Source organism: Vibrio litoralis DSM 17657 (assembly GCF_000426765.1).
Taxonomy (GTDB): domain Bacteria; phylum Pseudomonadota; class Gammaproteobacteria; order Enterobacterales; family Vibrionaceae; genus Vibrio; species Vibrio litoralis.
Genome location: NZ_KE384568.1, coordinates 1 through 24876 on the forward strand (window position 1 = coordinate 1; position 24876 = coordinate 24876).

Annotated in this window: 22 protein-coding genes and 1 tRNA gene; 12 read left to right on the forward strand and 11 right to left on the reverse strand. The window is 43.5% G+C overall.

Features of this window, described 5'->3' with window-relative positions:
• Window positions 1–16 precede the first annotated feature (16 nt).
• A tRNA-Gly gene (locus tag K358_RS0116950) sits at window positions 17–92 on the reverse strand.
• Between the two features lie 206 nt (window positions 93–298).
• Entirely contained in the window at window positions 299–853 is a 555-nt protein-coding gene (orn, locus tag K358_RS0116955) for an oligoribonuclease (RefSeq protein ID WP_027697928.1), read from the reverse strand.
• Between the two features lie 110 nt (window positions 854–963).
• Between orn and rsgA the strand changes: the two genes are divergently transcribed.
• The 3 genes from rsgA to K358_RS0116970 all read left to right on the forward strand — a co-directional run bounded on the left by rsgA (window position 964) and on the right by K358_RS0116970 (window position 3895).
• Window positions 964–2016, forward strand: a complete 1053-nt coding sequence (gene rsgA / locus K358_RS0116960) for a small ribosomal subunit biogenesis GTPase RsgA (protein WP_027697929.1) — start codon at window positions 964–966, stop codon at window positions 2014–2016.
• A gap of 113 nt (window positions 2017–2129) precedes the next feature.
• The gene (gene asd / locus K358_RS0116965) at window positions 2130–3035 is read left to right on the forward strand and encodes an archaetidylserine decarboxylase (protein WP_027697930.1); all 906 of its coding nucleotides are present in this window, start codon (window positions 2130–2132) and stop codon (window positions 3033–3035) included.
• 146 nt (window positions 3036–3181) lie between these two features.
• A complete protein-coding gene (locus tag K358_RS0116970) occupies window positions 3182–3895 on the forward strand; it encodes a glycerophosphodiester phosphodiesterase (RefSeq protein WP_027697931.1) in 714 nt (237 codons plus the stop codon).
• Window positions 3896–4163: 268 nt separating this feature from the next.
• On the opposite strand, the gene epmA is transcribed toward K358_RS0116970, so the two are convergent.
• Window positions 4164–5132 carry an elongation factor P--(R)-beta-lysine ligase gene (gene epmA, locus K358_RS0116975; protein ID WP_027697932.1) on the reverse strand — a complete coding sequence of 323 codons (969 nt, stop codon included), beginning with the start codon at window positions 5130–5132 and terminating at the stop codon, window positions 4164–4166.
• Between the two features lie 275 nt (window positions 5133–5407).
• Here epmA and frdA point away from each other — a divergent pair, with 275 nt between their 5' ends.
• The 4 genes from frdA to frdD are packed head-to-tail and all read left to right on the forward strand — an operon-like array spanning window position 5408 to window position 8732.
• Complete coding sequence (gene frdA, locus K358_RS0116980) at window positions 5408–7225, forward strand: fumarate reductase (quinol) flavoprotein subunit (RefSeq protein ID WP_027697933.1); 1818 nt, start codon at window positions 5408–5410, stop codon at window positions 7223–7225.
• A gap of 2 nt (window positions 7226–7227) precedes the next feature.
• Entirely contained in the window at window positions 7228–7974 is a 747-nt protein-coding gene (locus tag K358_RS0116985; RefSeq protein WP_027697934.1) for a succinate dehydrogenase/fumarate reductase iron-sulfur subunit, read from the forward strand.
• A gap of 1 nt (window position 7975) precedes the next feature.
• Entirely contained in the window at window positions 7976–8359 is a 384-nt protein-coding gene (frdC, locus tag K358_RS0116990; RefSeq protein WP_027697935.1) for a fumarate reductase subunit FrdC, read from the forward strand.
• Between the two features lie 10 nt (window positions 8360–8369).
• Window positions 8370–8732 carry a fumarate reductase subunit FrdD gene (gene frdD / locus K358_RS0116995; RefSeq protein ID WP_027697936.1) on the forward strand — a complete coding sequence of 121 codons (363 nt, stop codon included), beginning with the start codon at window positions 8370–8372 and terminating at the stop codon, window positions 8730–8732.
• 548 nt (window positions 8733–9280) lie between these two features.
• Here the strand turns inward: frdD and efp are convergent.
• Window positions 9281–9847, reverse strand: coding sequence for an elongation factor P (gene efp, locus K358_RS0117005; protein ID WP_027697937.1), 567 nt, complete (start codon window positions 9845–9847; stop codon window positions 9281–9283).
• Between the two features lie 32 nt (window positions 9848–9879).
• On the opposite strand from efp, the gene epmB reads away from it, so the two are divergent.
• Together epmB and K358_RS0117015 are read left to right on the forward strand one after the other, a co-directional pair.
• Complete coding sequence (gene epmB / locus K358_RS0117010; RefSeq protein ID WP_027697938.1) at window positions 9880–10956, forward strand: EF-P beta-lysylation protein EpmB; 1077 nt, start codon at window positions 9880–9882, stop codon at window positions 10954–10956.
• 12 nt (window positions 10957–10968) lie between these two features.
• Window positions 10969–11910 carry a LysR family transcriptional regulator gene (locus tag K358_RS0117015; protein ID WP_027697939.1) on the forward strand — a complete coding sequence of 314 codons (942 nt, stop codon included), beginning with the start codon at window positions 10969–10971 and terminating at the stop codon, window positions 11908–11910.
• A 198-nt stretch (window positions 11911–12108) separates the two neighbouring features.
• Here K358_RS0117015 and acuI read toward each other — a convergent pair whose 3' ends face one another.
• The gene (gene acuI, locus K358_RS0117020) at window positions 12109–13089 is read right to left on the reverse strand and encodes an acrylyl-CoA reductase (NADPH) (RefSeq protein ID WP_027697940.1); all 981 of its coding nucleotides are present in this window, start codon (window positions 13087–13089) and stop codon (window positions 12109–12111) included.
• A 316-nt stretch (window positions 13090–13405) separates the two neighbouring features.
• Here acuI and K358_RS18690 point away from each other — a divergent pair, with 316 nt between their 5' ends.
• Window positions 13406–13933, forward strand: a complete 528-nt coding sequence (locus K358_RS18690; RefSeq protein WP_038150386.1) for an MgtC/SapB family protein — start codon at window positions 13406–13408, stop codon at window positions 13931–13933.
• A 108-nt stretch (window positions 13934–14041) separates the two neighbouring features.
• On the opposite strand, the gene K358_RS0117030 is transcribed toward K358_RS18690, so the two are convergent.
• Complete coding sequence (locus tag K358_RS0117030) at window positions 14042–15508, reverse strand: ATP-binding cassette domain-containing protein (RefSeq protein ID WP_051241363.1); 1467 nt, start codon at window positions 15506–15508, stop codon at window positions 14042–14044.
• Between the two features lie 198 nt (window positions 15509–15706).
• Between K358_RS0117030 and K358_RS0117035 the strand changes: the two genes are divergently transcribed.
• On the forward strand, window positions 15707–16084 hold the full coding sequence (locus K358_RS0117035; RefSeq protein ID WP_027697942.1) for a hypothetical protein: 378 nt from the start codon (window positions 15707–15709) through the stop codon (window positions 16082–16084).
• A gap of 602 nt (window positions 16085–16686) precedes the next feature.
• Here K358_RS0117035 and K358_RS0117040 read toward each other — a convergent pair.
• The 4 genes from K358_RS0117040 to K358_RS0117055 all read right to left on the reverse strand — a co-directional run bounded on the left by K358_RS0117040 (window position 16687) and on the right by K358_RS0117055 (window position 21706).
• Window positions 16687–16914 (reverse strand): DUF2188 domain-containing protein, encoded by a 228-nt coding sequence (locus tag K358_RS0117040; RefSeq protein ID WP_027697943.1) that lies wholly within the window; start codon window positions 16912–16914, stop codon window positions 16687–16689.
• 98 nt (window positions 16915–17012) lie between these two features.
• Window positions 17013–18680 carry a group II intron reverse transcriptase/maturase gene (gene ltrA / locus K358_RS0117045; RefSeq protein ID WP_027697944.1) on the reverse strand — a complete coding sequence of 556 codons (1668 nt, stop codon included), beginning with the start codon at window positions 18678–18680 and terminating at the stop codon, window positions 17013–17015.
• Window positions 18681–19709: 1029 nt separating this feature from the next.
• On the reverse strand, window positions 19710–21353 hold the full coding sequence (gene groL / locus K358_RS0117050; RefSeq protein ID WP_027697945.1) for a chaperonin GroEL: 1644 nt from the start codon (window positions 21351–21353) through the stop codon (window positions 19710–19712).
• Window positions 21354–21415: 62 nt separating this feature from the next.
• Complete coding sequence (locus K358_RS0117055; RefSeq protein ID WP_027697946.1) at window positions 21416–21706, reverse strand: co-chaperone GroES; 291 nt, start codon at window positions 21704–21706, stop codon at window positions 21416–21418.
• A 408-nt stretch (window positions 21707–22114) separates the two neighbouring features.
• On the opposite strand from K358_RS0117055, the gene K358_RS0117060 reads away from it, so the two are divergent.
• On the forward strand, window positions 22115–23464 hold the full coding sequence (locus K358_RS0117060) for an MATE family efflux transporter (RefSeq protein WP_038150389.1): 1350 nt from the start codon (window positions 22115–22117) through the stop codon (window positions 23462–23464).
• A 357-nt stretch (window positions 23465–23821) separates the two neighbouring features.
• Here the strand turns inward: K358_RS0117060 and cysE are convergent, their stop codons facing one another.
• Complete coding sequence (cysE, locus tag K358_RS0117065; RefSeq protein WP_027697948.1) at window positions 23822–24643, reverse strand: serine O-acetyltransferase; 822 nt, start codon at window positions 24641–24643, stop codon at window positions 23822–23824.
• Between the last annotated feature and the right edge of the window lie 233 nt (window positions 24644–24876).

Genomic DNA, 24876 nt, shown 5'->3' on the forward strand with positions numbered 1-24876 from the left:
GAATAACGTTTTAATTTGGAGCGACACACGAGGTTCGAACTCGTGACCTCAACCTTGGCAAGGTTGCGCTCTACCAGCTGAGCTAGTGTCGCTTTGCGTTTCTCGTGGTAATAAAACGTTACACTTCGAGAATCGTCACCCTGAACGTCTTTCGTTGTTCAGGGCTGCGAATTATAAGAGCATTTTTTTTTGATGCAAGTACTACTTCAAAAAAAATGTAAATATCTATTCAATCGTTGAAAAATAACTCAACTTGCGCTTTATAGCCGCACTTTTTATAGCAACCGACTGAGAATTATTAAATTTTAAACACGCTTGAACGATAGTACTGTAATTCTGCAATCGACTCACGAATATCATCAAGCGCTAAATGACTACCTGATTTTGAAAAACCATCAAGCACTTCTGGCTGCCAACGACGAGTTAACTCTTTAATTGTGCTGACATCTACATAGCGATAATGGAAATACTCTTCAAGTACTGGCATGTGTTTGTATAAAAAACGACGATCTTGACCAATACTGTTACCACAGATAGGGGATTTACCTTTTGGCACCCATTGTTCTAAAAAGGCAACAGTTTGAGCAACCGCATCATCTTCAGAAACCGTACTCTCTTGAACACGTTTGACTAAACCGCTATTGGTATGGGTATTAGTACACCAGTCATCCATCTTAACCAGTTCAGATTCCGGCTGATGAATGGCAAGAACAGGTCCTTCAGCTAGAATATTCAATTCACTATCAGTCACGATGGAAGCGATTTCAATGATTTTATGTGTTTCAGGATCAAGTCCTGTCATTTCTAAGTCGACCCAAATTAAGTTTTGGTCACTGAAAGACGCATTTGACATAGATGTTTGCCTTTTTTATCCAGAAAAGAGGTATCATACTCTGCTTATATAGAAAGCCAAGACACACAGTGTGTGAATTTAAAGTATCCGATAAGGAATAAGTATAACCTGTGGCAAAAAAGAAAAAACTCACTAAAGGCCAAGTTCGCCGAGTTCGAACCAATCAAAAAAAACGTCTGACTCAAGAAGATTCCATTCAATGGGATGAAAACATGTTGGGCGGTATGCAAAAAGGCTTAGTGATCTCTCGCTTTGGTCAACATGCCGATATTGAAGATCTTGAAACTGGCGATATTCAACGCTGTAATTTACGCCGAGGCATTGAAAGCCTTGTCTCTGGCGATCGCGTTATTTGGCGTCCGGGCCTTGAGTCTATGGCGGGTATTTCTGGTGTGGTTGAAGCGGTCGAACCTCGTAGTTCAGTATTAGTTCGTCCCGACTACTACGATGGCGTAAAACCGGTGGCTTCCAACGTGGACCAAATGGTGATCGTATCGTCTGTTCTTCCAGAGCTATCACTGAACATTATCGACCGTTATTTGATTGCCGCTGAAACACTCAAGATTGCCCCACTCATCGTATTAAATAAAACCGATTTAATTCCTCAGGGCGAAGAGCAACAGTATCGCCAAGCGCTTAGTCATTATAAAAAAATTGGCTATGAGGTGTTATTTGTCAGCCGCGAAACCGAAGATGGCCTAGCAGAATTACAAGAAGCCCTTAAAGATCGTTTAAGTATCTTTGTTGGCCAGTCCGGTGTCGGTAAATCAAGCTTAGTCAACGCCTTGATGCCTGAAGTGAAGGTACTTGAAGGTGATGTGTCTGAAAACTCAGGCCTAGGTCAACACACCACCACCACAGCCCGCTTATACCATTTTCCGAAAGGCGGCGATCTTATTGATTCTCCGGGAGTTCGTGAATTTGGCCTATGGCACTTAGAGCCTGAAGAAGTCACCCAAGCCTTTATTGAGTTTCGTCCATACCTTGGTGGCTGTAAATTCCGTGATTGTAAGCATAATGACGATCCTGGCTGCTTACTACGCGAAGCGGTTGAAAAAGGCGATATTCCTCGTGTTCGTTTTGAAAACTACCACCGCATTATAGAAAGTATGGGTGAAAACAAAGCCAATCGACAATTTTCTAAAAATAAGAAAGACTTATAACGCTAATTCAACACTCTATTTCAAATAGCTGACAATGTGTGTTCTTTTAAGTAAAATCGGCTACCCTTTTCGTAACTCAGACGAAATGCTCAACAAAAACGGATATTCACGTGATAGATAAAATTAAAGTGACTCTGCAATACTGGATCCCACAACATGGCTTAACTCGCCTGATGGGTAAATTGGCCTCAGCCAAAATGGGCAGCCTCACTACCGCGGTTATTCGCTGGTTCATCAAGCAATATAACGTCAACATGGACGATGCGGTACATTCTGATCCGGCTTACTTCAATAGCTTTAACGAATTTTTTGTTCGTGAATTAAAAGAAGGTATTCGCCCGATAGCTGAAGGTAGTAGTGTGATCACTCACCCAGCTGACGCTCGTACGAGTCAGTTTGGCCCAATTGAAAATGGTCGCTTAATTCAAGCGAAAGGCCATGATTTCTCAGCTCAAGAGCTATTAGGTGGCGATGCAAAATTAGCGGAAGAATTTATCGATGGTGAATTCGCAACGTTATATTTATCGCCGAGTGATTATCACCGCGTTCACATGCCTTGCGATGGTACGCTACGTCAGATGATTTATGTTCCTGGCGATCTATTTTCAGTTAACCCACTGACAGCCGCGAATGTACCTAACCTATTTGCTCGCAATGAACGTGTGGTGTGTATTTTTGATACGGAATTCGGCCCAATGGCACAAGTACTAGTGGGTGCCACCATTGTCGGTAGCATCGAAGTTATCTGGGGCGGCACCATTACGCCACCAACCGGTTCATCGGTACACCGTTGGAACTATGAAACTACCGGTGATAAAGCGATTCACATCAAGAAAGGTGAAGAAATGGGTCGCTTTAAACTTGGCTCAACCGTGATTAACCTATTTGCAAAAGATCAGATTCGTTTTGATTCAACAATGGCTGAGGGTGAAAGAACCGTACTCGGTACGCCTTACGCCCACGCTATCACTAATGATGCCGAAACAGCGAGTACTGAGCCTCAATCAGAGCAAGACTAAAGCATAAGATAAACTGTCGAGGGCTACCATGATTTGGTGGCCCTTTTTTATGCGCTCAATTTTCTCATTAGTCAATTCCCACTAGCCAAGCCCTTCTCAATTCCACTACTATGAACACTTAATCTTCGAGTTCAGGTTATTTAATTATGTTAATCATTGCTCACCGTGGCGCGCGCTCTACCCATCCAGAAAATACCTTAACCGCGATACAAGCGGCAATCGACATGGGGTGTAAAGCGATTGAAATTGATGTACATGAGCACGATGGGCAGTTTTGGGTGATTCATGACAAATGGCTGAATCGCACCACAGATCATGTGGGCAAGCTCCATTGGATGAGTAGTGATAGGCTCAAAAAAGTCGTGGTCGAAAAAACCGAGCCCCTACCGACCTTATTAGATGTACTAAAACTGGTTAACGGTCAATGCGCGCTTAATATTGAGCTAAAAGGTGTTCAGCATCTCGAACTACTTTACCTTCATCTTCAATTTGCCACCGAGCAATGTCAGTTCGACAGCAATCAATTGATCATTTCCGCGTTTAACCACAGCTGGTTGCAACAAATCAAACAAGACCAACCACAATGGCTCATAGGTGCACTTACCGCCTCAAAAGGCACCGATAAAGCTGCTTTTGCCAAAAATTTAAATGCCACCAGCTTGAATTTAGATATCGATGTGGTCGATGAAGATTATGTTCAGCACGCCAAAGAACTTGGTTTACAGGTCTATGTTTATACGGTCAATCGCCCAGAAGATTGGCAATGGTTGTCAGAAATGGGGGTTGATGGCGTGTTTTGTGATTGTCCCGCTGAAGCGATAAAACACTACCCTCAGGCTGATGGATTTTCTTGGAATTGAAGAGAGGACGTTTCACTCGAGAGCTGAAAAGCAAAAGGTTATTACGATAGAAGTAGAACTACCAGAGCGTCATCCTGGACAAGTGAGGGACGAACGCGATTCAGGATCTCCTAAAGCGCGTTGAGACCGGTTTAATTTATTGTGTAAGTAACGTGTTGTTGGAGATCCCGCATCTTCTTCGCTTAGGCTCATGTGCGGGATGACATTTTTGGCCCTACTTCTCGCATCTCGAGCGTAGCGTCCTCGGCTCTCGTCGTTGCTCTTCCTGCTAAGCTCTAGGAAATGGAAACGCCGTTACCTGATCAATATGATCCGCGCCGATCGCCAGCATCACTAAGCGATCAATTCCTAGCGCAACCCCTGCGCATTGAGGTAATCCTGCCTCTAACGCAGCAATCAAATGGTGGTCAATCGGCTGTGGTTGTAACCCCATCTTTACCCGTTGCTGATTATCTTGCTCAAAACGCGCTAGCTGCTCTTTGGCATCATCCAACTCATGAAAACCATTGGCCAGTTCTATGCCTTTAAAGTACACCTCAAAGCGATCGGCAACTCGTGGATCTTGTTGATTAATCTTGGCTAAGGCCGCTTGCGATGCGGGAAAGTCATAAACCATCACCGGCATTTTCTGGCCGATATGCGGTTCAATCCCAACGCTGAATAAAAGTTGCAGTAAGGTATCTCGATTATCTTCTGGTTCAGCAATATCGGCCAAGTCTAAGCTCGCGGCCACTTCTTTTAATTGCCCCATGGTCGACTCTAACGGACAAATATCGAGTACCCGTAAAAAGGCTTGTTGATAGGTGATTTTTTCACAAGTTTCACAGCCAAGTACCATTTGTAAAAGCGCATCCATTTCTGCCATTAAATCATAGTGATCAAACCCCACTCGATACCATTCCAACATCGTAAATTCAGGGTTGTGATAACGGCCATTTTCTTCATTACGAAATGCTTTATTTATTTGATAGATCGAACCACTACCGGCCGCCAATAAGCGCTTCATATGAAACTCTGGGCTGGTCATCAAAAATACGTTTTTTCCAAACGCATATTCCGGTCCAATAAATTCAGTTTTAAAGGTATGAAGATGAACATCGGTAACCGTCGCGTGGCTCATGGCTGGCGTATCCACCTCCAGAACCTGTCGGTCGGCAAAGAACTGACGGATAGAAGTAATGATCGAAGCACGTTGCTTTAATTGAGAAATTGAACAAGAAGGCTGCCAAGTATGCATAAAGAACTCAAAACAAATGAAAGTACGCTCAGTTTAATTAAACTGCTAACGATAACCAAGCCCTACCTTAAAACCTAAGCGACTTATCACTATTGAAACAACCAATCAAAAGCTACTACTTTAGGGTAGCAAAGTGCCTATTTACCCCTGTCAGATCAATTTATTATTCATCATTATTTCCTACACTTATGGCGCACAAAATTTATAACTACTATTTTTCCAATCGTGCTCGTGAAACAAAGCTCTTATGAGCACACCTACTCTGGAGGATAACTGTGAAAGTCATAACCACAGATATCGCAGTCATCGGCGCTGGCGGCGCTGGTTTACGTACTGCAATTGCGGCAGCAGAAGCAAACCCTGAACTTGAAGTTGCACTGATCTCAAAAGTGTACCCTATGCGTTCACACACGGTTGCTGCCGAAGGCGGTTCAGCGGCAGTTATCAAGGAAGAAGACAGCTTAGATAATCACTTCAACGATACCGTTGGTGGTGGTGACTGGCTATGTGAACAGGATGTTGTTGAATACTTCGTAGCGAATTCAACTCGCGAAATGATCCAAATGGAGCAATGGGGTTGCCCTTGGAGCCGTAAAGAAAATGGCGATGTCAACGTACGTCGTTTTGGTGGCATGAAAATCGAACGTACTTGGTTTGCGGCCGATAAAACTGGCTTCCATATGCTACACACTCTTTTCCAAACCTCGATTAAATATTCAAACATCAAACGCTTTGATGAGTATTTTGTGGTTGACCTTCTTGTCGATGGCGAAGATGACGCCAAAGAAGCACAAGGTATTGTGGCGATCCACATGTCTGAAGGTGAGTTAGTGGCGATTAAAGCAAAATCAGTGGTACTGGCTACTGGTGGCGCGGGCCGCGTTTACAACACCAACACCAATGGCGGTATCGTAACAGGCGATGGCATGGCGATGGCTTACCGTCACGGCGTACCACTACGTGATATGGAATTTGTCCAATATCACCCAACTGGCCTACCAGGTACAGGCATCTTGATGACCGAAGGTTGTCGTGGTGAAGGCGGTATTATCGTCAACAAAAATGGCTACCGTTACCTACAAGATTACGGCATGGGCCCTGAAACGCCAGTCGGCGAACCTAAGAACAAATACATGGAACTCGGTCCACGTGACAAAGTTTCTCAAGCGTTCTGGCATGAACAACAAAAAGGCAACACCATCAAGCACCCACTTGGTGATGTTGTGCACTTAGATCTTCGTCACCTAGGTGAAGAATACCTACAAGAACGTCTACCGTTCATCTGTGAGCTAGCAAAAGCCTACGTAAACGTTGACCCTGCGAAAGAGCCAATTCCAATTCGTCCAACGGTTCACTACACCATGGGTGGTATTGAAACGAATGGTCAATGTGAAACTCGCATTAAAGGTCTATTCGCAGTAGGTGAATGTGCGTCTGTTGGCCTACACGGTGCAAACCGCCTAGGTTCAAACTCTCTGGCTGAATTTGTAGTATTTGGTCGCGTCGCGGGTGAACACGCCGCTGAACGCGCTAAAGAATTCAAAGGCTGGAATGAAGACAACATCAAACGTCAAATCAGCGATGTAGAAGCTCGCATTCAAGCGCTATTAGATAATGATGGCACTGAAAGCTGGTCTGATATACGCACAGAAATGGGTCACACCATGGAAGCAGGTTGTGGTATCTACCGTAAAGAAGACTTGATGCAAGCGACTATCGATAAGCTAACTGAGCTTAAAGCACGCTACAAGAAAGTGGGCATTAAAGATAAAGGTAAAGTGTTCAACACTGACCTACTTTACGCTATCGAAGTGGGTTATGGCTTAGAAGTGGCAGAAGCGATGGCACAATCTGCTATTCGTCGTAAAGAGTCTCGCGGTGCACACCAACGTTTAGACGAAGGTTGTACCACTCGTGACGATGAGAACTTCTTGAAGCATACGCTATCTTTCTACCAAGAAGACGCAGCTCCTGTGATCGACTACAGCTCAGTGAAGATCACTAAGTCTCAACCGAAAGCTCGCTTGTACGGCGCAGCGGCTGATGAAGCTGCCGCCAAAGAAGCGGCTGAACAACAAGCGCAGGAGAAATAATAATGTCTGCGAGTCAAACAAGAATTCAGAAAGTTAATATTCTGCGTTATAACCCAGAAACCGATAACGAACCGCATCTACAAACGTTCGACGTACCTTGTGATGACACTACATCGATCCTAGATGCGATTGGTTACATCAAAGATCACCTAGACAAAGATCTGTCTTACCGTTGGTCTTGTCGTATGGCGATCTGTGGTTCATGCGGCATCATGGTTGATAACGTACCAACGCTGGCTTGTAAGAGCTTTATGCGTGACTACCCAACTGGCGTGACCATCGAGCCTCTTGCTAACTTCCCTATCGAGAAAGATCTTATCGTTGATATGACCCCTTTCATCGAACGTTTGGAAGCGATCAAGCCATACATCATTGGTAACGACCGCAAACCAGAAGACGGCACCAACAAGCAAACTCCAGCGCAAATGGCGAAATACAAACAATTCGCAGGCTGCATCAACTGTGGTCTTTGCTACGCGGCGTGTCCTCAATTCGGTTTAAACCCTGAGTTCATCGGTCCTGCAGCATTAACTCTGGCACACCGTTACAACTTAGATACCCGTGATAACGGTAAAGCTGAGCGTATGAAGCTTATCAACAGTGATAATGGCGCTTGGGGCTGTACCTTTGTTGGTTACTGTTCAAAAGTGTGTCCAAAACACGTTGATCCAGCCGCAGCGGTAAACCAAGGGAAAGTGGAATCTTCAATGGATTTCGTGATCTCTATGTTCAAATCTGAGGAGATCTAGAATGAGCAATCGTAAGCCTTACGTTCGTCCTATGAATCGTACTTGGTGGAGCAAGCATCCGTTCTACCGTTTCTACATGGTTCGTGAAGCAACGGTATTGCCGTTAATTCTGTTTACCTTGTTCATGCTTTGCGGTCTAGCAAGCTTAGTGAAAGGCCCTATGGCTTGGGTAGAGTGGCAACACTTTATGCAAAACCCACTAGTGATTGCGATTAACATCGTGGCATTAGCCGGTAGTTTATTCCATGCGGCAACTTTCTTTAGCATGATGCCACAAGTGATGCCTATCCGTTTAGGTGGCAAATTAGTAGAGCCGAAAATGATTATTGCCGCACAATGGGGCGCAGTTGCTGTGATCTCACTGATTGTATTGGCATTGGTGTAGGAGAGAAGAAATGATTAATCCAAACCCAAGACGTTCTGATGAGCCAATCTGGTGGTCACTATTTGGTGCTGGCGGTACTTGGTTTGCCATGATCACGCCAGTAACGGTTTTAGTACTGGGTATCTTAATGCCACTAGGTGTGTTTGATGCGGGAACTTTTAACTTTGTTCGCGCTCATGCCTTTGCAAGTAGCATTATTGGTGGCCTATTTATTATCGCCTCAATTGCACTACCAATGTGGCATGCAATGCACCGTGTTCACCACGGCATGCACGACCTAAAATTCCACACAGGGATCCTAGGTAAAATTGCTTGTTACGCAGCGGCTGCAATTGTCTCTGTTCTCGCGATTGCTTATATTTTCTTACTGTAAGTAAATATCGTTAATAGATTGAAAAGCCGGCATTTTGCTGGCTTTTTTGTTTTGGAAATAAGGTTTCGGTGCTCGTATCTCGAACGCTTTGCTTCTCGTAACTCGAAAAAACAGTCGTCATCCTTGAGGAGCCTAGGCGACATCGAGGATCTATACACTACTCGTGCTCAGTAGATTCCCACTCTCGCCTTAGGCTAGGCAGGAATGACGGGATTTTGTTACCTGTTCGTTACTTCAAATTGCGTGGAGAAAAGATACCTAAAGCTAGATCGTCATCCTGAAAAGCGACGAAGGAGCGCAGTTCAGGATCTCCCAAAGGTACGCTGAAGAATTAAGGTTTTTTAATAAGTCACGTATTGTTGGAGATCCTGAATCTTCTTCGCTTAGGCTCATGTTCAGGATGACATCGTTTTATTTCGTTTCTCGTTAATAGTGGCTAATAACTTTATTCCCTTAACAAAAAACGGGCCGCTGAAAATTCAGCGGCCCGTTTGCCATTCTTCGAGCTACGAGCAGCGAAGCGCCCTAGCTACGAGAAACGTAAAATATTACTTAACACGACCAACATATTCGCCAGTACGAGTATCCACTTTCACTACTTCGCCAATCGCGATAAATAATGGAACGCGAACCACTGCGCCAGTGCTCAATGTTGCAGGTTTGCCACCGGTACCTTGAGTATCACCTTTAAGGCCAGGATCGGTTTCTATTACTTCAAGCTCAACAAAATTTGGCGGAGTCACCGTGATAGGGGTATCATTCCACAACGTTAGAGTACAAACGTCATTTTCAACTAACCATTTGGCCATATCGCCGACTGCTTTCACGTCTGCTGCAATTTGCTCAAAGGTTTCGTTGTTCATGAAATGGTAGAATTCACCATCGTTATATAGGTAACCTAGTTCTACATCAACTACGTCAGCCAGTTCAAAGCTTTCACCTGACTTGAACGTTTTCTCTAACGTTTTTCCAGACAAAAGTTTGCGAAGCTTAACGCGGTTAAACGCTTGCCCTTTACCAGGCTTAACGTATTCATTTTCGATGATTGAGCAAGGCTCATTATCCAACATGAATTTTAAACCGCCTTTGAATTCATTGGTGCTAACTGTCGCCATGATTTCCTCTATTATTCTTCGAGTTCAATTTAATGCCCGATATGATAACCCGAAAAGTCATTTCTGTTGAGCAAAAGTGGCGTAAAACCTCGCCAAATACCCGACAAAATGATCCAACTCGACAAAATTATTGGTTAACCGAATTATCACAGGCGATTTCAGATCCCATGCAATTGCTTGAATTACTGGAAATCGATCCTACCCCGTGGTTATCGGGGTTAAAAGCACGTCAGTTATTCGCCCAACGCGTTCCTAGAAGTTTTGTTGATAGAATGGAAAAAGGCAATCCACATGATCCTTTATTACGCCAAGTGTTGCCTTTAAATGAAGAATTTGAAATACATGATGGATACTCAACCGATCCTCTAGATGAGCAAGACAATGTGCTGCCCGGCTTATTACATAAGTATCGTAGCCGAGTACTGATGATCGTCAAAGGTGGTTGCGCGATTAACTGCCGCTACTGTTTCCGTCGCCACTTTCCCTATCAAGACAACAAGGGCAATAAAACCACTTGGCAACAAAGTCTAGACTACATTGCTCAGCACCCTGAACTCGATGAAGTGATTTTGTCAGGCGGCGATCCATTAATGGCAAAAGATGCAGAATTGCAGTGGCTTATCGAGAAAATCGCTCAAATCGAACACATTAAAACGCTACGGATCCATAGCCGTTTACCGGTCGTGATCCCACCGCGCATTACTGATGACTTATGCCAAATCCTCCAACAGACTCGCTTAAATGTCGTGCTGGTGACGCATATAAATCACGCTAATGAAATGAATGATGAACTAAATGATAGCTTAAACAAGCTACGCCAAGTTGGTGTGCACTTACTTAACCAGAGCGTATTATTAAAAGGCATTAATGACTCGGTCGAGGCTCAAGCAGCATTAAGCCACGCTTTATTTAATGCGGGTGTTTTACCTTATTACTTACACTTACTGGATAAAGTACAAGGCGCTGCTCACTTTTATGTGTCAGATGACAAGGCGAGACAAATCATGTCGGAATTACTCAAGCAAGTATCAGGCTACCTAGTCCCTAAACTGGCACGAGAAGTGGGTGGTGAGGCGAGTAAAACCCCTATCGATCTTCATTTATTTTAATAAGGCTGCATTATGGAATTGGAAGATATTTATCGCCGCGATCTTAACTTACTTATTGCCTTACGGGTATTAATTGAAGAAGGCTCGGTGAGCAAAGCTGCCCAGCGTTTGAACTTGAGTCAATCTGCAATGAGCCGGGTTTTAGGTCGGTTGCGAGTACTACTCGACGATCCTTTATTTACTCGCCAAGGGCAACATCTCATCCCCACTCAAAAAGCCTTGGATTTTAATCAATCTCTTACTCAGCCCCTTGAGAATATCCGCGATATCTTATCCCCTCAAGAATTTGAGCCTAAAGCGTGCTGCCAAAAATTCACCATCGCCACCACCGACTATGCGATGCAAACCATTCTACCATTTGCCCTACCGCGTATTTATCAAGAAGCACCAAATCTGCAACTTGAACTCGTTCCGCTACAGCATAATAATCTCGTCCACCAGCTAACAACCCAAGGTGCCGATATCGCAATCTGCCGGCCGACTTATTCAGTTGCGCCACTACACAGTGATATTCTCGGCAAAGTCAGTGTGTTTTGCCTATTGTCGAATAACCATCCACTAGCCAATGTTGAACTGACATTGGATGATTATTTAAATAGTCACCATGCGATGATTGCGATTAGTGATGGGGTTAAAGCTCTAATTGATGAAGCGCTTTCTGACTACCCTAGCCCGAATTTAGTACTACGCTCTTATCATTTAGAAGCAGCATTAGCGGTAATGGATACTCTACCTTTGATTGTTACCGTGCCGGCTGATCTTGCCTACCTAGTGGCGAAACGCCACAACCTAGTGATTAAACAACTACCTTTTAACTTAACCCCATTTGATTATTCTTTAATTTGGCACTCACGTTGCGATCATGCCGCCTCACAACACTGGCTTAGAGGCGTATTAAAACAAGAATGTGGCAAGTTAATCGCAGAAAGGGTTAAAGTGATGGGGATAGAATAAAGGGGTTAAAGGTTTCTAGTTTCTAGTTTCTAGTTTCTAGTTTCTAGAAAAAGAGTATCGAGTCTCGTGGCTCGGGCGCTTTACTGCTCGTAACTCGAAAAGAAAAAAAGCCAAGCAGCGACTCATGTCAAAGCACTGCAAGGCCTTTAAATTTCTGATTTTTCTAGGAACTAGGGACTAGCATCCTAGCGACTCACTTTAAATTTTAACCACGACACGACCAGTTACTTGACCATTGGTAATGTCTTCTGCGTATTGTGGTACTTCTTCTAAAGTAATTTCTGAACAGGCTTGTTCAAAGTAACTGGCTGGAAGGATCTCAACCAATTTATTCCACGCGGCAATACGCTTTTCTGCTGGGCAATTGACCGAATCGATGCCTTGTAGACGCACATTACGTAAGATGAAAGGCATCACCGTTGTTGGTAAGTCAAAACCAGCGGCTAGACCACATGCCGCAACAGTAGAATCGTAATCCATCTGAGCCAACACCTTAGCGAGAACTTTACTACCTGCAGTATCAATCGCCCCCACCCACACTTGTTTTTCAAGCGGACGAGCTGGCTCTTCAAATTCTGAACGGTCAATAATACGAGAGGCGCCACGTGCTTCAAGCCAAGGGCCGTTGGTTTCTACACGTCCAGTCACTGCTGCGACTTTATAACCAAGTTGGCTTAATAACGTGACAGAAACTGAACCAACACCACCACTTGCGCCAGTCACTAGGATCTCACCATCTTCAGGTTTTACGCCTGAGTCTAAAATGGCTTGTACACATAGCATAGCAGTGAAACCAGCGGTGCCGATCATCATAGCTTGTTTAGGATCAAAGCCTTGAGGTAATGGTACTAGCCAATCTGCTTTTAAGCGTGCTTTTTCAGCCATGCCGCCCCAATGGTTTTCACCTACGCCCCAACCCGTTAGAACGACTTTATCGCCTTCAGAATAACGATTATCTTGAGACTCTAAAACCGTGCCGGCGAAATCAATGCCAGGTACCATTGGAAAATTACGAATAATTTTGCCTTTACCTGTTACGGCTAGGCCATCTTTGTAGTTAATTGAAGAGTAATCAACCGCAACCAGTACTTCACCTTCCGGCAATTGGCTTTCATCGAGTGTTTCAATGTTTGCGATTGTACGTTTGTCTTCTTGGTTAAGAACTAAAGCTTTAAACATAACATCTCCAACGTGTGGGTTAGCAATTCGACTTAATATGCTGGCAGTATAGGTAATAAACCTTAATAAAAATAGTGATAACAACGCATACAAACTATGCATAAAATGCATAAATTAACCAACTATCAATGTATTTTTAACATTACAAATAAAGTGCTTGTAAACAAACGACGATAGAAAGCATTTACCTTAGAGATAAAAAAATATCATCAACAATCAACTAGATCTCGAAGCCAAAAATCGTCATATTCCATTTTCTTGCTACACCTCTTTTATCATTAATTTCATTCACCTTAATTAAGGAAAATCTCCATCAATGAATCCGGTATGGCTTAATATTGACCCCTTTGATTGGTGGTCTCTCGCTGCCTGCGCAATTAATGGCACTTTAATTGGCTTAGAGCGTCAGCTTCGTGGCAAACCAGTCGGTATTCGCACCGCGATATTAATCATTTCCGGCACTTATTTATTTATGGCGATGGCGGCCTCTCTGTCTCCCAATACGCTCGACCAAGCACGAGTTCTAGGGCAAATTATTACCGGTGTCGGCTTCTTAGGCGCAGGCGTGATGATGACCATGGACGGCAAAATTCATGGCGTGACGTCTGCGGCGGTAATTTGGGTTCTCGCGGCATTAGGATTAATGATCGGTCTTGGCCATCAAACTCAATCCATCATTTTTACCGCGTTAGCACTCGCGGTGTTATTGGGGGTAGATAAAGTCGAAAAGAGCTTTCAAAGCCTACGTCGTGGCGTACACCAAACGATGCAAAAACGCCGTCGCCCTAAGACAATTAATATGAATCGAGTGATCGTGAAAGAAGAGCAAAGCAGCGAAGATTAAATTGAGACAAGGTTTGTCTATACCTAATACGCCCAAACCCCAATATACCCAAGTAACCTCTTAATTCAACATGCCGGGGTTACTGGGTATAAGCGTCTTCTGAACATATCAAAGCGTTTTTATTTCTACTTGGTATCCCATATCTGAGCTACCAACAAAGTCCACATAGTTACGGATCGCCGGCAGTGCATCATCGCTATGATGAGAAACATACAAAATCTGACTCAAATTCTCTTCGGCGATCATATTGAGGGTATTCATCACCAGCTTACGGTTAATGAAATCTAATCCTTGATAGGGTTCATCGAGAATCAATAACACTGGCTGCTTAATCAATGCGCGCCCAATTAATAGCAACCTCTGCTGACCATAATCGAGTTGTTTAAAGCTGGTTCTCTCAAATTGACTCATGTGCAAAATCGCCAGCCAATCTTTGGCTGAATCCATCTGCTTTTTACTTGGCTTTTGATAGAGCCCTATCGAATCAAAGAAACCGGAAAGCAAGACTTCTATGGCGCTGCAATTAACCCGATACTGCAAGTGCAAGGCAGATGACACAATGCCGATTTGCTCTTTTACCTGCCAAATCGTTTCGCCACTACCACGAGGCTTGCCAAACAAGGTTATATCATTGCTATAGCACTGTGGATGATCGCCAAGAATCAAACCGAGCAAGGTACTTTTGCCACAACCATTCGGGCCACGCACTTGCCAATGTTCACCATTATTAATTCGCCAATTCACCTCTTTGAAGATTAAACCATCGGTGTATTCGACTTTGCCATTTTTAAGCTCCACTAGAGGATCGGGATATTTGGCTTGATAACGCTGCTGCTTAATTAGTTCAAGTACTTGCTGACTACGTTGCTGCGATAGAGCATTGAGCTGAGCCATGACTGGATGCTCATGCCACTCGCTGATAGTCATAGGATCGCTTAGACGATGAATGATGTTGCTCGCGTTATCAACTTCTACATTAAACATCGCCACATGGGTAATGCAGTCTGGTAGTTCATCTTCACGGGAAGTAATGATCAACAATTGGATCGACGTCGAAAGGGTTTGCAGTAATTGGGATAATTGCTGCTGATGGGAAATATCAAGTCCAGCGTAAGGCTCATCGAGTACTAATAATTCTGGCTCAATCGCCAGCGCTCGGGCTAACATGACTCGACGGGTTTCTCCTGTTGAAAGCTGACGAAAGCCGCGCTGACGTAGATGAACTAGATCGGTTAACGCTAACAAGCTCTCTAGTTGCTCAGAGTTGCTGCACACTTCCGACACTAGTGATTCGACACTCGAACCATAGTCCAAACGATCCATAAAATCCGTGTCATCATCTGCTAATTCTTTTTCGAGCAACTGTTGTTGAAGATACAAAGAAACCCAGCCCACTTTTTTAAGTCGACCTTCAATCACTGCATCTTCTAGTTTGAGATCGCCAGCTAACAAACGACCAAGCAAAGATCCGGCATGGCTATAGGTTGAAAATATCCCCCAATGCTGGCCTGCTTCCATCGTCCAATCATCAATTTTCAATCCATAACAACTATCAATAAGGTTTTTTATCTGCATCGCCAAAATAATTTCATCCCTATAAAAACACACACCAACACAGCACGTACAAACAAAAAATTAACACAAAAAACACATCATTGAACTATCTTTTATTAATCGCTAAATCAAAGCAATAAATGACATTAATTTTACATACCTCCTTATTTTCAGAGTAAGTTACCCCTCATTATCTACTCAAATACACAGGTATTTATCATGTTAAAACGCACTCTAGTACTATCACTTGCTCTTGCTTCTACTTTTGCTTCTGCTGCAACTCTTACAGATAAGCAACAGCAAAACATTGATGATATCAACGCTCAGCTACAACAAGTTGAAGCAACAGCTGCTTCAAACATTGAGTCTCTAACTAAAGATCTTGATGCAGCAACAGCGAAAAAAGACCAAATGAAGCTTAACGCTCAAATCAAACTGAATGAGCAAGCAAAAGCGAACGCTGAAAGACAACAAAAGCAAATGGAAGAGTTCACAGCGAAAGTTGAAGACTTAACTGATGACCAAGTAAAAGACATCCAAAACAAAATGGATGAGCTAAAAGAAAAAGCAGACAAAATCGCAGAAGACCTAAAATAAGTCGCGATTTAGCTAAACGCTTATAACCAAGTGACTTCAAGATGCAGAATTCAGAGCTATCATCCAAGCCTTTAGGCAAGGAAGATTGGCGAAGGAATGTAGGCACCTTTCAAACCAATCTGACGCGGCATAAAAGTTTGAATGAAGCTCCCGAAGGGTAAGTTAAAACAAGCTTTATACTGCGTTAAATTGAGCAGAGATAGAATAACTATGATCATATTCAATTTGCCTTGCCTAAAGCTTGTTTTATTCTTGCTGAAACTCGCATCTTGAAGTTACTTGGGTATATAACTATCCCCTTGCGCTAATGAAGTGTGAGGGGATTTTTTTGCTTGCGATTCTCCTCGGCAGGTAATCAACCTCAACTATGGTTATTAAACACGTTTAATAAAAAAGGCTCACAACCTAAGCTGTGAGCCTTAATATCTTTCTCTATATATGTTTCGCTATGAGAGATTTAGATAGCAAGTAATCCGCAGATGTCGGGTAGCAGTAGCACATTACTGTGCTACCGCCCCCTAAGAACCGTACGTGCGAGTTTCCCTGCATACGGCTCAAGTCTTTATAAACTGACACCTAGATGTCAGCCAGCAATTAGTAATTCAACCTTTCGGAGGGAAAGGATCATTACCGTAAGAATCACGTTCACGAATTGTTCCATCTTTACGATGAACAAAGGCTTCTGATTCTTGTTTTTTGGCAATATCTCTAGCGGCTTTAGCAGCCTCTGCTTGAGTTTCATGCCGGCTTGTAAAACGCTCATTGCCTGCGCCTTTTACTCCCCAGCCTCCATCGGGATGTGGTACCGCATGTTGATTTTTACTAGTCATATATAGGGTTCCTTATAGTTACCTAAAACACCTGTATATAACATTAGTACTGATTATTTACACATGCAAAATATAGTATTATTAATTTTCATTTAACACTATATAGAACTACTTCCACTATGGATTTGCCTATGACAATTAACGTGTAACATCATCAAATTCGATATATTGTCATTTCCACCATCCACTCTTCTAATTATGTGGTGTACATCCCACTCATCTTCCGAAGTAAATTCTTGCTTACAAACTGTACATTTGTAATCTTGGCTTTCAACAATTTTCCAAAGCTTCATGTTACCTGCTATCGATTTTTTCAATCGTTGCATCTTCAAACGTTCAAAATATTGTTCATCTTCAGGTAAGTAACAATTCGCTAAAGATCGAATTTTCACATGCTTATCGATTTTTACTTTCGATGCACTCAACAACCGATAGTATCCATCTTCTTTGTTCCCTCTTGGTGCACTAAATACCCAATTCCTATCTCCTACCGTCTTAAAATATTTATTTTTAATCCAGCGTTTACGGCGATTTGCATGAATACGTCGGCACCAACGCCAAAGCATTTTCCAGATTCTATAATCTAGATACTTAAACATCTCACTAGCACAGATCCAACGATGGTAGTTACACCAACCTCTGATCATAGGATTAAGCTTCGCAATAATTGCGGATGCTGGCACCGTTTTGTGACTATTTAGATAGTCTTGTATCCCCTTCAAGAATGTCTTTACGTTTTTATTCGACGGTTTGATTAACATCTTCCCGTTATATTTCCGTACATTCTGCCCAAGAAAGTCAAACCCTTCATTTATATGCGTTATCAATGTCTTTTCTTTTGAAAGTTCCAGCCCTCGCTCAGCCATAAAGGCTTTAACAATGGGGAGGACTTCTTTCTCCAGTAATTCTTTTGATATACCAGTAATTATAAAATCATCGGCATAGCGCACATAATTGACCTTAGTTTTGTAACTGGCTTTAGTATTCTTTTTCCCAAAGTGAGATTCGAGTACATTTTCCAGTCCATCTAAGGCCATGTTGGCAAGTACAGGAGAAATAATTCCACCTTGTGGTGTGCCTGCCTCTGTTAAGTTAAAACTTCCAGATTCTATGAATCCAGTTTTTAGCCATTTTTTGAGAATTGTTTTATCCATTGGAATATTATCAATTAACCAATCATGACTAATGAAATCAAAACACCCTTTGATATCCCCTTCCAGTACCCATTGAGCACTCGCTTTTCGACTGAGGTTCACGAAACATTGTTCGATTGCATCAGCACATGAGCGATGAGGACGAAAGCCATAGCTATTTCGATCCGCTAATGTTTCCGAAACAGGTTCTAAAGCTAGCAAGTATAGTGCTTGCATTGCTCTATCACGCATAGTCGGTATACCTAACGGTCTCTTCTTACCATTTGCTTTCGGTATATAAATACGTCTTAACGGTTTAGGTTTATACCCTTTTCGCTTTAACGTTTTTATAGCTTCCCATTTCAAAAGTGGTGAGCTCCAAATTACTTTGTCTACACCTGGTGTCTTCTTTCCACGGTTTTCAGTTACCCTTCTAACCGCAATAGCTTTAGCTGAAAATGAGTGAACAAGCATTCGTTGAAGCTGTTTCACTTGTCTCCAATTTTTGTTCCTAGTTGCTTTTGCAATACGTACTTGTAGTCTCTTCACTTGACCATAACATTGCTCCCAATTAATGGAATGCCATTGTGTAATCTCGTGTGAGAATGCAGGTACATTTTTAGTGGTACTCATCTTGCTATCCTCAGGTTCGCACCGCCAAATAGATAGCAAAGATCTACCTCGTTAGAGGTGAGTTCTTCACCTCTATAAGGTAGGTACATAAACAGGGCAAGCCTGCGCGTCAACTTTACAAGTCTTCTTGCAATTAAAGACCAGATGAAAGTCTGCACTCTTTCGAGTTGAGGCAAAGTCTGAACCTCTATCTAAGCCATTACAGCCTAGCATTCGCTTTATCCATCCTCCTCTACCCGCTAACCTAACAGGATTCCTTACGGTTTCCCTGCCCAAGGGCAGATTATCGGGCTTACCAAGTTCCTATGTTTACACAAACAATGAATTAGGTTCTACCTATTCTCCGGTGGTACAACAGTAGCGCATCCCCAGATGTAAAAAGGATGACCTGACCACTTACCTTTTGGTTAGAGCGTAACAATGACATTTCGCTCATCGCGGCTGACGGAGTTTAATAGTAGTTCACATACGTTAACCATATCATTAAGCCTAGCCTCTCAACTTCTTGTCACTAGAAGTATCCATTACAAAACTCACGTTAAATAATGCCTTTCAGGGAGTACATTGCTGGGAAGCTTCGAACAATTCCGTTACCAGAACCGCACTATCCCTAGGCTACAATTTGCTACAAAATTGGTTTCATCACCTTTCGGTGTGAAACAATGCAAACATAAGCTTTAGTCACACTGACTGTAAAAAAAATAATCCTCTTGTCGTTGAGATGCACTGAGACATCTTCAATTAAGAAGCCTTATTTCATGTTTTTGTCTTAAGACAAAGTGTCCTGTGGGATAGTGAAATAACCACTATTACAGGTATGTGAAAGATAATAATACTGACTGACATTAGTCAGTCAGTATTTTCTCTTTTGGGAACGAATTTAATCGTTTAGGTTAGGTGTCCTGAACACTCGTAATGAGCTACCATCATTTCATTCAGGGGATGGTTTAACGGCTACTCCTTAATGGATTCTCCATTAATCTTAGTTAAATCAATAACTAAGAGACAGTCAGCGCGACACTTGTCGCACTACATCATGCCACCCATACCGCCCATTCCACCCATGCCGCCCATATCAGGCATTGGAGCAGCATCTTGTGGCTTGTCAGTTACCATAGCTTCTGTTGTGATCATAAGACCCGCAACCGATGCAGCGAACTGAAGTGCAGAACGGGTTACTTTAGTTGGATCCAAAATACCCATTGCGATCATGTCGCCGTATTCGCCAGTTGCCGCGTTGTAACCGTAGTTACCTTCGCCAGCGCGAACATTGTTAGCAACTACAGATTCTTCATCACCTGCGTTCTTAGTGATTTGACGAATTGGTGATTCCATAGCGCGAAGTGCTACGCGGATACCCACGTTTTGCTCTTCGTTGTCACCTTCAAGGCCAACCACTTTAGAAGCAGCGCGAATCAGTGCAACACCACCACCGGCAACGATACCTTCTTCAACCGCAGCGCGAGTTGCGTGAAGTGCATCTTCAACACGGTCTTTCTTCTCTTTCATTTCAACTTCCGTTGCTGCGCCAACTTTGATAACAGCAACGCCGCCAGCCAGTTTCGCTACACGCTCTTGAAGTTTTTCTTTGTCGTAGTCAGACGTTGCATCTTCGATTTGTTGACGAATTTGCGCGACACGACCTTGAATCATTTCTTCTTCACCAGCACCATCGATGATAGTGGTGTTTTCTTTAGTGATCGTCACACGCTTCGCTTGACCTAGATCTTCAAGTGTCGCTTTTTCTAACTCAAGACCGATTTCTTCAGAGATAACCGTACCGGCTGTTAGAACCGCGATATCTTGTAGCATTGCTTTACGACGGTCACCGAAACCAGGCGCTTTAACGGCAGCCACTTTCACAATACCGCGCATGTTGTTCACAACTAGAGTCGCTAGTGCTTCGCCTTCTAGATCTTCTGCGATGATCAATAGTGGGCGAGACGCTTTAGCAACTGCTTCTAGTGTTGGAAGCAATTCACGGATATTTGATATTTTCTTATCAACTAAAAGGATAAATGGATTATCTAGATCCACGCTACCTGCTTCTTGGTTGTTGATGAAGTAAGGAGATAGGTAACCGCGGTCAAACTGCATACCTTCTACTACGTCTAGCTCATCTTGTAGAGCTTGACCTTCTTCAACAGTGATAACGCCATCACGGCCTACTTTTTCCATCGCTTCAGCAATGATTTTACCGACTGAGCGATCAGAGTTAGCAGAGATAGTCGCCACTTGCTCGATTTCAGTGCTGCTTGAACAATCTTTAGAAAGAGCTTTTAGCTCTTCAACTGCCGCTGTTACTGCTTTGTCGATACCACGTTTAAGATCCATTGGGTTCATACCTGCAGCAACCGCTTTCAGACCTTCAGTGATGATAGATTGCGCAAGAACCGTGGCAGTAGTCGTACCGTCACCCGCTACATCGTTTGCTTGGGAAGCCACTTGCTTCACCATTTGTGCACCCATGTTTTGGAATTTGTCTTCCAATTCAATTTCACGAGCCACAGACACACCATCTTTAGTGATAGTCGGTGCGCCATAAGATTTGTCTAGTACGACATTACGACCTTTAGGGCCTAATGTTACTTTTACTGCGTCAGCTAAGATGTTCACACCTTCTAGCATTTTTACGCGCGCATCATTACCAAATTTTACGTCTTTTGCAGCCATGTTGTTATTCCTTATAAAATCTATTGAATGCTTTGGTTTTGAATTCAGAAGTTGGCGTTTGCTTATTCTACAATTGCCATGATGTCATTTTCAGACATGATGAGTACTTCTTTACCATCGATTTTTTCAGACTTAGTGCCATAGCCTTCTGCAAAGATCACAGTATCACCCACTTTTACGTCAAGTGCTTGAACTGTGCCATTTTCTAAAATACGACCTTTGCCGACAGCTAGAACTTTGCCGCGTGTTGATTTTTCCGCAGCTGAACCAGTTAATACGATGCCACCAGCAGACTTTGATTCTACTTCTTGGCGCTCAACGATAACTCGGTCATGTAAAGGACGAATGTTCATCTGTGCATCTCTCCTGATTAGATGTTCATATTAATTAAAGACGCCGATCTTATTTGTATCGGTCTGCTTAGATAGGTTGGGGGGGAAGAGGGAAAATCCAAGGGTCAACGAGAAAAAAATTGTGATGGAGATCAGAATAAAGAAAGTTGTGAGTAGAGCATTCGTCTCTCGTCTATCGGGCGCTTCGCTGCTCGTGGCTCGAATAGAAGTAAAAGTCCCTAGTTTCTAGTTCCTGGTTCCTAGGAAGAGCAAACAGCGATCGCTATTACACGAAACACAAAACCCGCAACACGCTACTTCTCCTCGGCTCCCGAGTGAAACGTCCCCGACTCCCGGATCTCGCTTTACCCTAGTCACAAGTAACAAAAAGCCTTATCCTAACTACTTCATCATCAGCGAATCATTTCCATGCAAGATAAACACGGCTTATTGACTGGCCCTATCTCCCAAGTATTACAAACCATGACCTTACCTATGGTGGTTGGGCTGTTGGCGATCTTAACTTTTAACCTAGTCGATACCTTTTTTATCTCACTACTTGGTACTCATGCGCTTGCTGCGATTAGTTTTACCTTCCCTGTCACTTTTGGTGTGAGTTGTATTACGTTAGGCATTGGAATGGGGTTATCCGCCAATGTTGGTCGCTTGCTTGGTCAAGGAGATACTCGCAATGCGGCGCGTTTTTCCACTCATGGCCTTATTCTCGCCATATTATTAGTCACTCTTGCTTCTACGCTTGGCTTGCTGGCTATCGAGCCACTGTTTCGCATACTCGGTGCAACAGATGATTTACTTCCGCTAATCAAGCAGTACATGCAAATATGGTACTTCACCATTCCACTATTAGTCATTCCTATGGCAGGTAATAGTGTGATTCGCTCAACGGGTGATACTAAAACGCCAGCTAAAATCATGATGACTGCAGGTCTAATTAATGGCGTACTCGATCCATTGCTGATTTTCGGTTACGGCCCATTCCCTGAATTAGGTATTCAAGGCGCAGCCATTGCCAGTGCAGTCAGTTGGTTCGGCGCTTTATGTGCTGCGTTATATATTTTGATCAAACGAGAAAAACTATTAGCACCGCCACAAATAAAACGAATTTGGCAAGATTGGGCTCAGATATTAAAAATTGGCACACCAGCGGCTTTTTCGAGTGCCATGAACCCACTTTCCGGTGCTATTTTAATGATGATGCTGGCAAGTTTTGGCACTGAAGCGGTAGCCGCTTATGGCGCGGCGCAGCGAGTAGAATCGATTATGATTATTGTCTTAATGTCACTAGGTTCTGTTCTCACACCATTTATTGCCCAGAATATCGGTGCCAACCATCAAGAGCGCAGCTTTAGTGCTTTATTCCTTGCGATGCGGTTTGCGGTTATTTTTCAATTTGGACTATTTATCTTGATGGTGCCGCTCAGCATGCCAATCGCCTCTGTTTTTAGCCAAGAACAAAGCGTACAAGATTTCTTATGGCACTTTTTGATTGTGGTGCCGATAAGCTATGGTTTCCAAGGAGTAGTGATGATGTTAGTCAGCTGCTTAAATGCCATGCACCTGCCAGTAAAAGCCTTCCTATGGAATTTCTCGCGCTTGTTTATTTTTACTCTACCTTGCGCTTGGCTAGGCAGCTTAATGAGTGGCGTCGAAGGGTTGTTTATCGGTATTGCGCTTGGCAATGTGATTGGTGGAATGTTGGCGTATGGGTATGCGGTGAGGATGAGGAAAAGTTCCTTGTTCCTAGTTTCTAGTTCCTAGGAAAAGCAAATACGTAGCTCGGGTATAGGACGCTACGCTGCTCGTGGCTTGGAAAAGATAAGAGCAAAAGCAATATAGGAATTCAAGAGAGCTCGTCATCCTGAACATGAGCCTAAGCGAAGAAGATTCAGGATCTCCTACAGTCGATGGCTCACTCAAAAGGTCTATAACTATCAGAACGTTTTAGAAGATCCTGAACTACGCTCCTACGTCGCTTTTCAGGACGACGACGACCATTTAGCGATCGCTGTTACACGCAATACGAAACCCGCAACACGTTATCACCTTTAATCTCTTCGGCTCTCGCTTTCCGAGCCACGAGCAACGAAGCGCCCTAAGCTCGGAAACACATCTATTTTAAATCCCCGCCCCATCAATAAGCTTATGGCCATTGCCATTAAACGCTTGGTCCATATCTTCCGATGGCTTGTCACTTTGTGGACGACCAACTATTTTGGCGGGAACACCGGCAACCGTAGTGTGAGGAGGAACCGCTTGAAGTACAACAGAACATGAGCCAATCTTCGCCCCTTCACCCACTTCAATATTACCAAGAATTTTTGCGCCTGCGCCAATCATCACCCCTTCTCGGATCTTAGGATGACGATCACCACATTCTTTACCAGTACCGCCAAGTGTCACATCTTGCAAAATAGATACATCATTTTCGACCACCGCGGTTTCGCCAATCACAATACCAGTTGCATGATCGAGCATGATGCCTTGACCGATACGCGCTGCCGGGTGGATATCAACCTGACACGCGACCGAAATCTGGTTTTGCAGATAAGTTGCTAAGGCTAAACGACCCTGTTTCCATAGCCAATTTGCCACACGATAACCTTGTAGCGCATGGTAGCCTTTCAGGTACAACAAGGGCGTCGAATACATAGAAACCGCTGGGTCACGATTCACAATCGCACAAATATCACAAGCCGCGCTATCGGTGATAGAAGGATCATCTTTAAAGGCTTCTTCCACCACTTCACGTACCGTCATCGGGGGCATAGTCGCCGTTCTTAACTTATTAGCTAAGATATAGCTCAGCGATGCGCCGAGGCTATCGTGATTAATGATCGTCGAGTGATAAAAGCTCGCTAGCATCGGCTCTTGTTCCGCCTGACGTCTCGCTTCATCAACAATCGTATTCCAAACTTTTTGTTTTTGGCAGTGTTTCATATATGTTCCTAGTTACTGGTCCCTAGTAAAACTCGGATTTCGTCTATCGGGCGCTTCGCTGCTCGTGGCTTGAGTAAAGTTCCTAGTCCCTAGTCCCTAGTTCCTGGTTTCTAGGAAGAGCGGTTCCGCGATCGCTTTGTGTTACGAGGAAAAGCCACAGCAAATACGAATATCAAAAACCCGTCATTCCTGCCGAGCCTAGGCGAGAGCGGGAATCTACTCACAGTGCGCTG

Coding starts and splice junctions, on each gene's coding strand:
- K358_RS0117035 (WP_027697942.1), top strand. CDS start 15,707: ATGTTAAAACGCACTCTAGTACTATCACTTGCTCTTGCTTCTACTTTT.
- K358_RS0116970 (WP_027697931.1), top strand. CDS start 3,182: ATGTTAATCATTGCTCACCGTGGCGCGCGCTCTACCCATCCAGAAAAT.
- epmA (WP_027697932.1), bottom strand. CDS start 5,132: ATGCATACTTGGCAGCCTTCTTGTTCAATTTCTCAATTAAAGCAACGT.
- K358_RS0117055 (WP_027697946.1), bottom strand. CDS start 21,706: ATGAACATTCGTCCTTTACATGACCGAGTTATCGTTGAGCGCCAAGAA.
- frdC (WP_027697935.1), top strand. CDS start 7,976: ATGAGCAATCGTAAGCCTTACGTTCGTCCTATGAATCGTACTTGGTGG.
- K358_RS0117030 (WP_051241363.1), bottom strand. CDS start 15,508: ATGCAGATAAAAAACCTTATTGATAGTTGTTATGGATTGAAAATTGAT.
- K358_RS0117015 (WP_027697939.1), top strand. CDS start 10,969: ATGGAATTGGAAGATATTTATCGCCGCGATCTTAACTTACTTATTGCC.
- ltrA (WP_027697944.1), bottom strand. CDS start 18,680: ATGAGTACCACTAAAAATGTACCTGCATTCTCACACGAGATTACACAA.
- acuI (WP_027697940.1), bottom strand. CDS start 13,089: ATGTTTAAAGCTTTAGTTCTTAACCAAGAAGACAAACGTACAATCGCA.
- K358_RS0116985 (WP_027697934.1), top strand. CDS start 7,228: ATGTCTGCGAGTCAAACAAGAATTCAGAAAGTTAATATTCTGCGTTAT.
- epmB (WP_027697938.1), top strand. CDS start 9,880: ATGCCCGATATGATAACCCGAAAAGTCATTTCTGTTGAGCAAAAGTGG.
- cysE (WP_027697948.1), bottom strand. CDS start 24,643: ATGAAACACTGCCAAAAACAAAAAGTTTGGAATACGATTGTTGATGAA.
- orn (WP_027697928.1), bottom strand. CDS start 853: ATGTCAAATGCGTCTTTCAGTGACCAAAACTTAATTTGGGTCGACTTA.
- K358_RS0117040 (WP_027697943.1), bottom strand. CDS start 16,914: ATGACTAGTAAAAATCAACATGCGGTACCACATCCCGATGGAGGCTGG.
- frdD (WP_027697936.1), top strand. CDS start 8,370: ATGATTAATCCAAACCCAAGACGTTCTGATGAGCCAATCTGGTGGTCA.
- K358_RS18690 (WP_038150386.1), top strand. CDS start 13,406: ATGAATCCGGTATGGCTTAATATTGACCCCTTTGATTGGTGGTCTCTC.
- efp (WP_027697937.1), bottom strand. CDS start 9,847: ATGGCGACAGTTAGCACCAATGAATTCAAAGGCGGTTTAAAATTCATG.
- groL (WP_027697945.1), bottom strand. CDS start 21,353: ATGGCTGCAAAAGACGTAAAATTTGGTAATGATGCGCGCGTAAAAATG.
- K358_RS0117060 (WP_038150389.1), top strand. CDS start 22,115: ATGCAAGATAAACACGGCTTATTGACTGGCCCTATCTCCCAAGTATTA.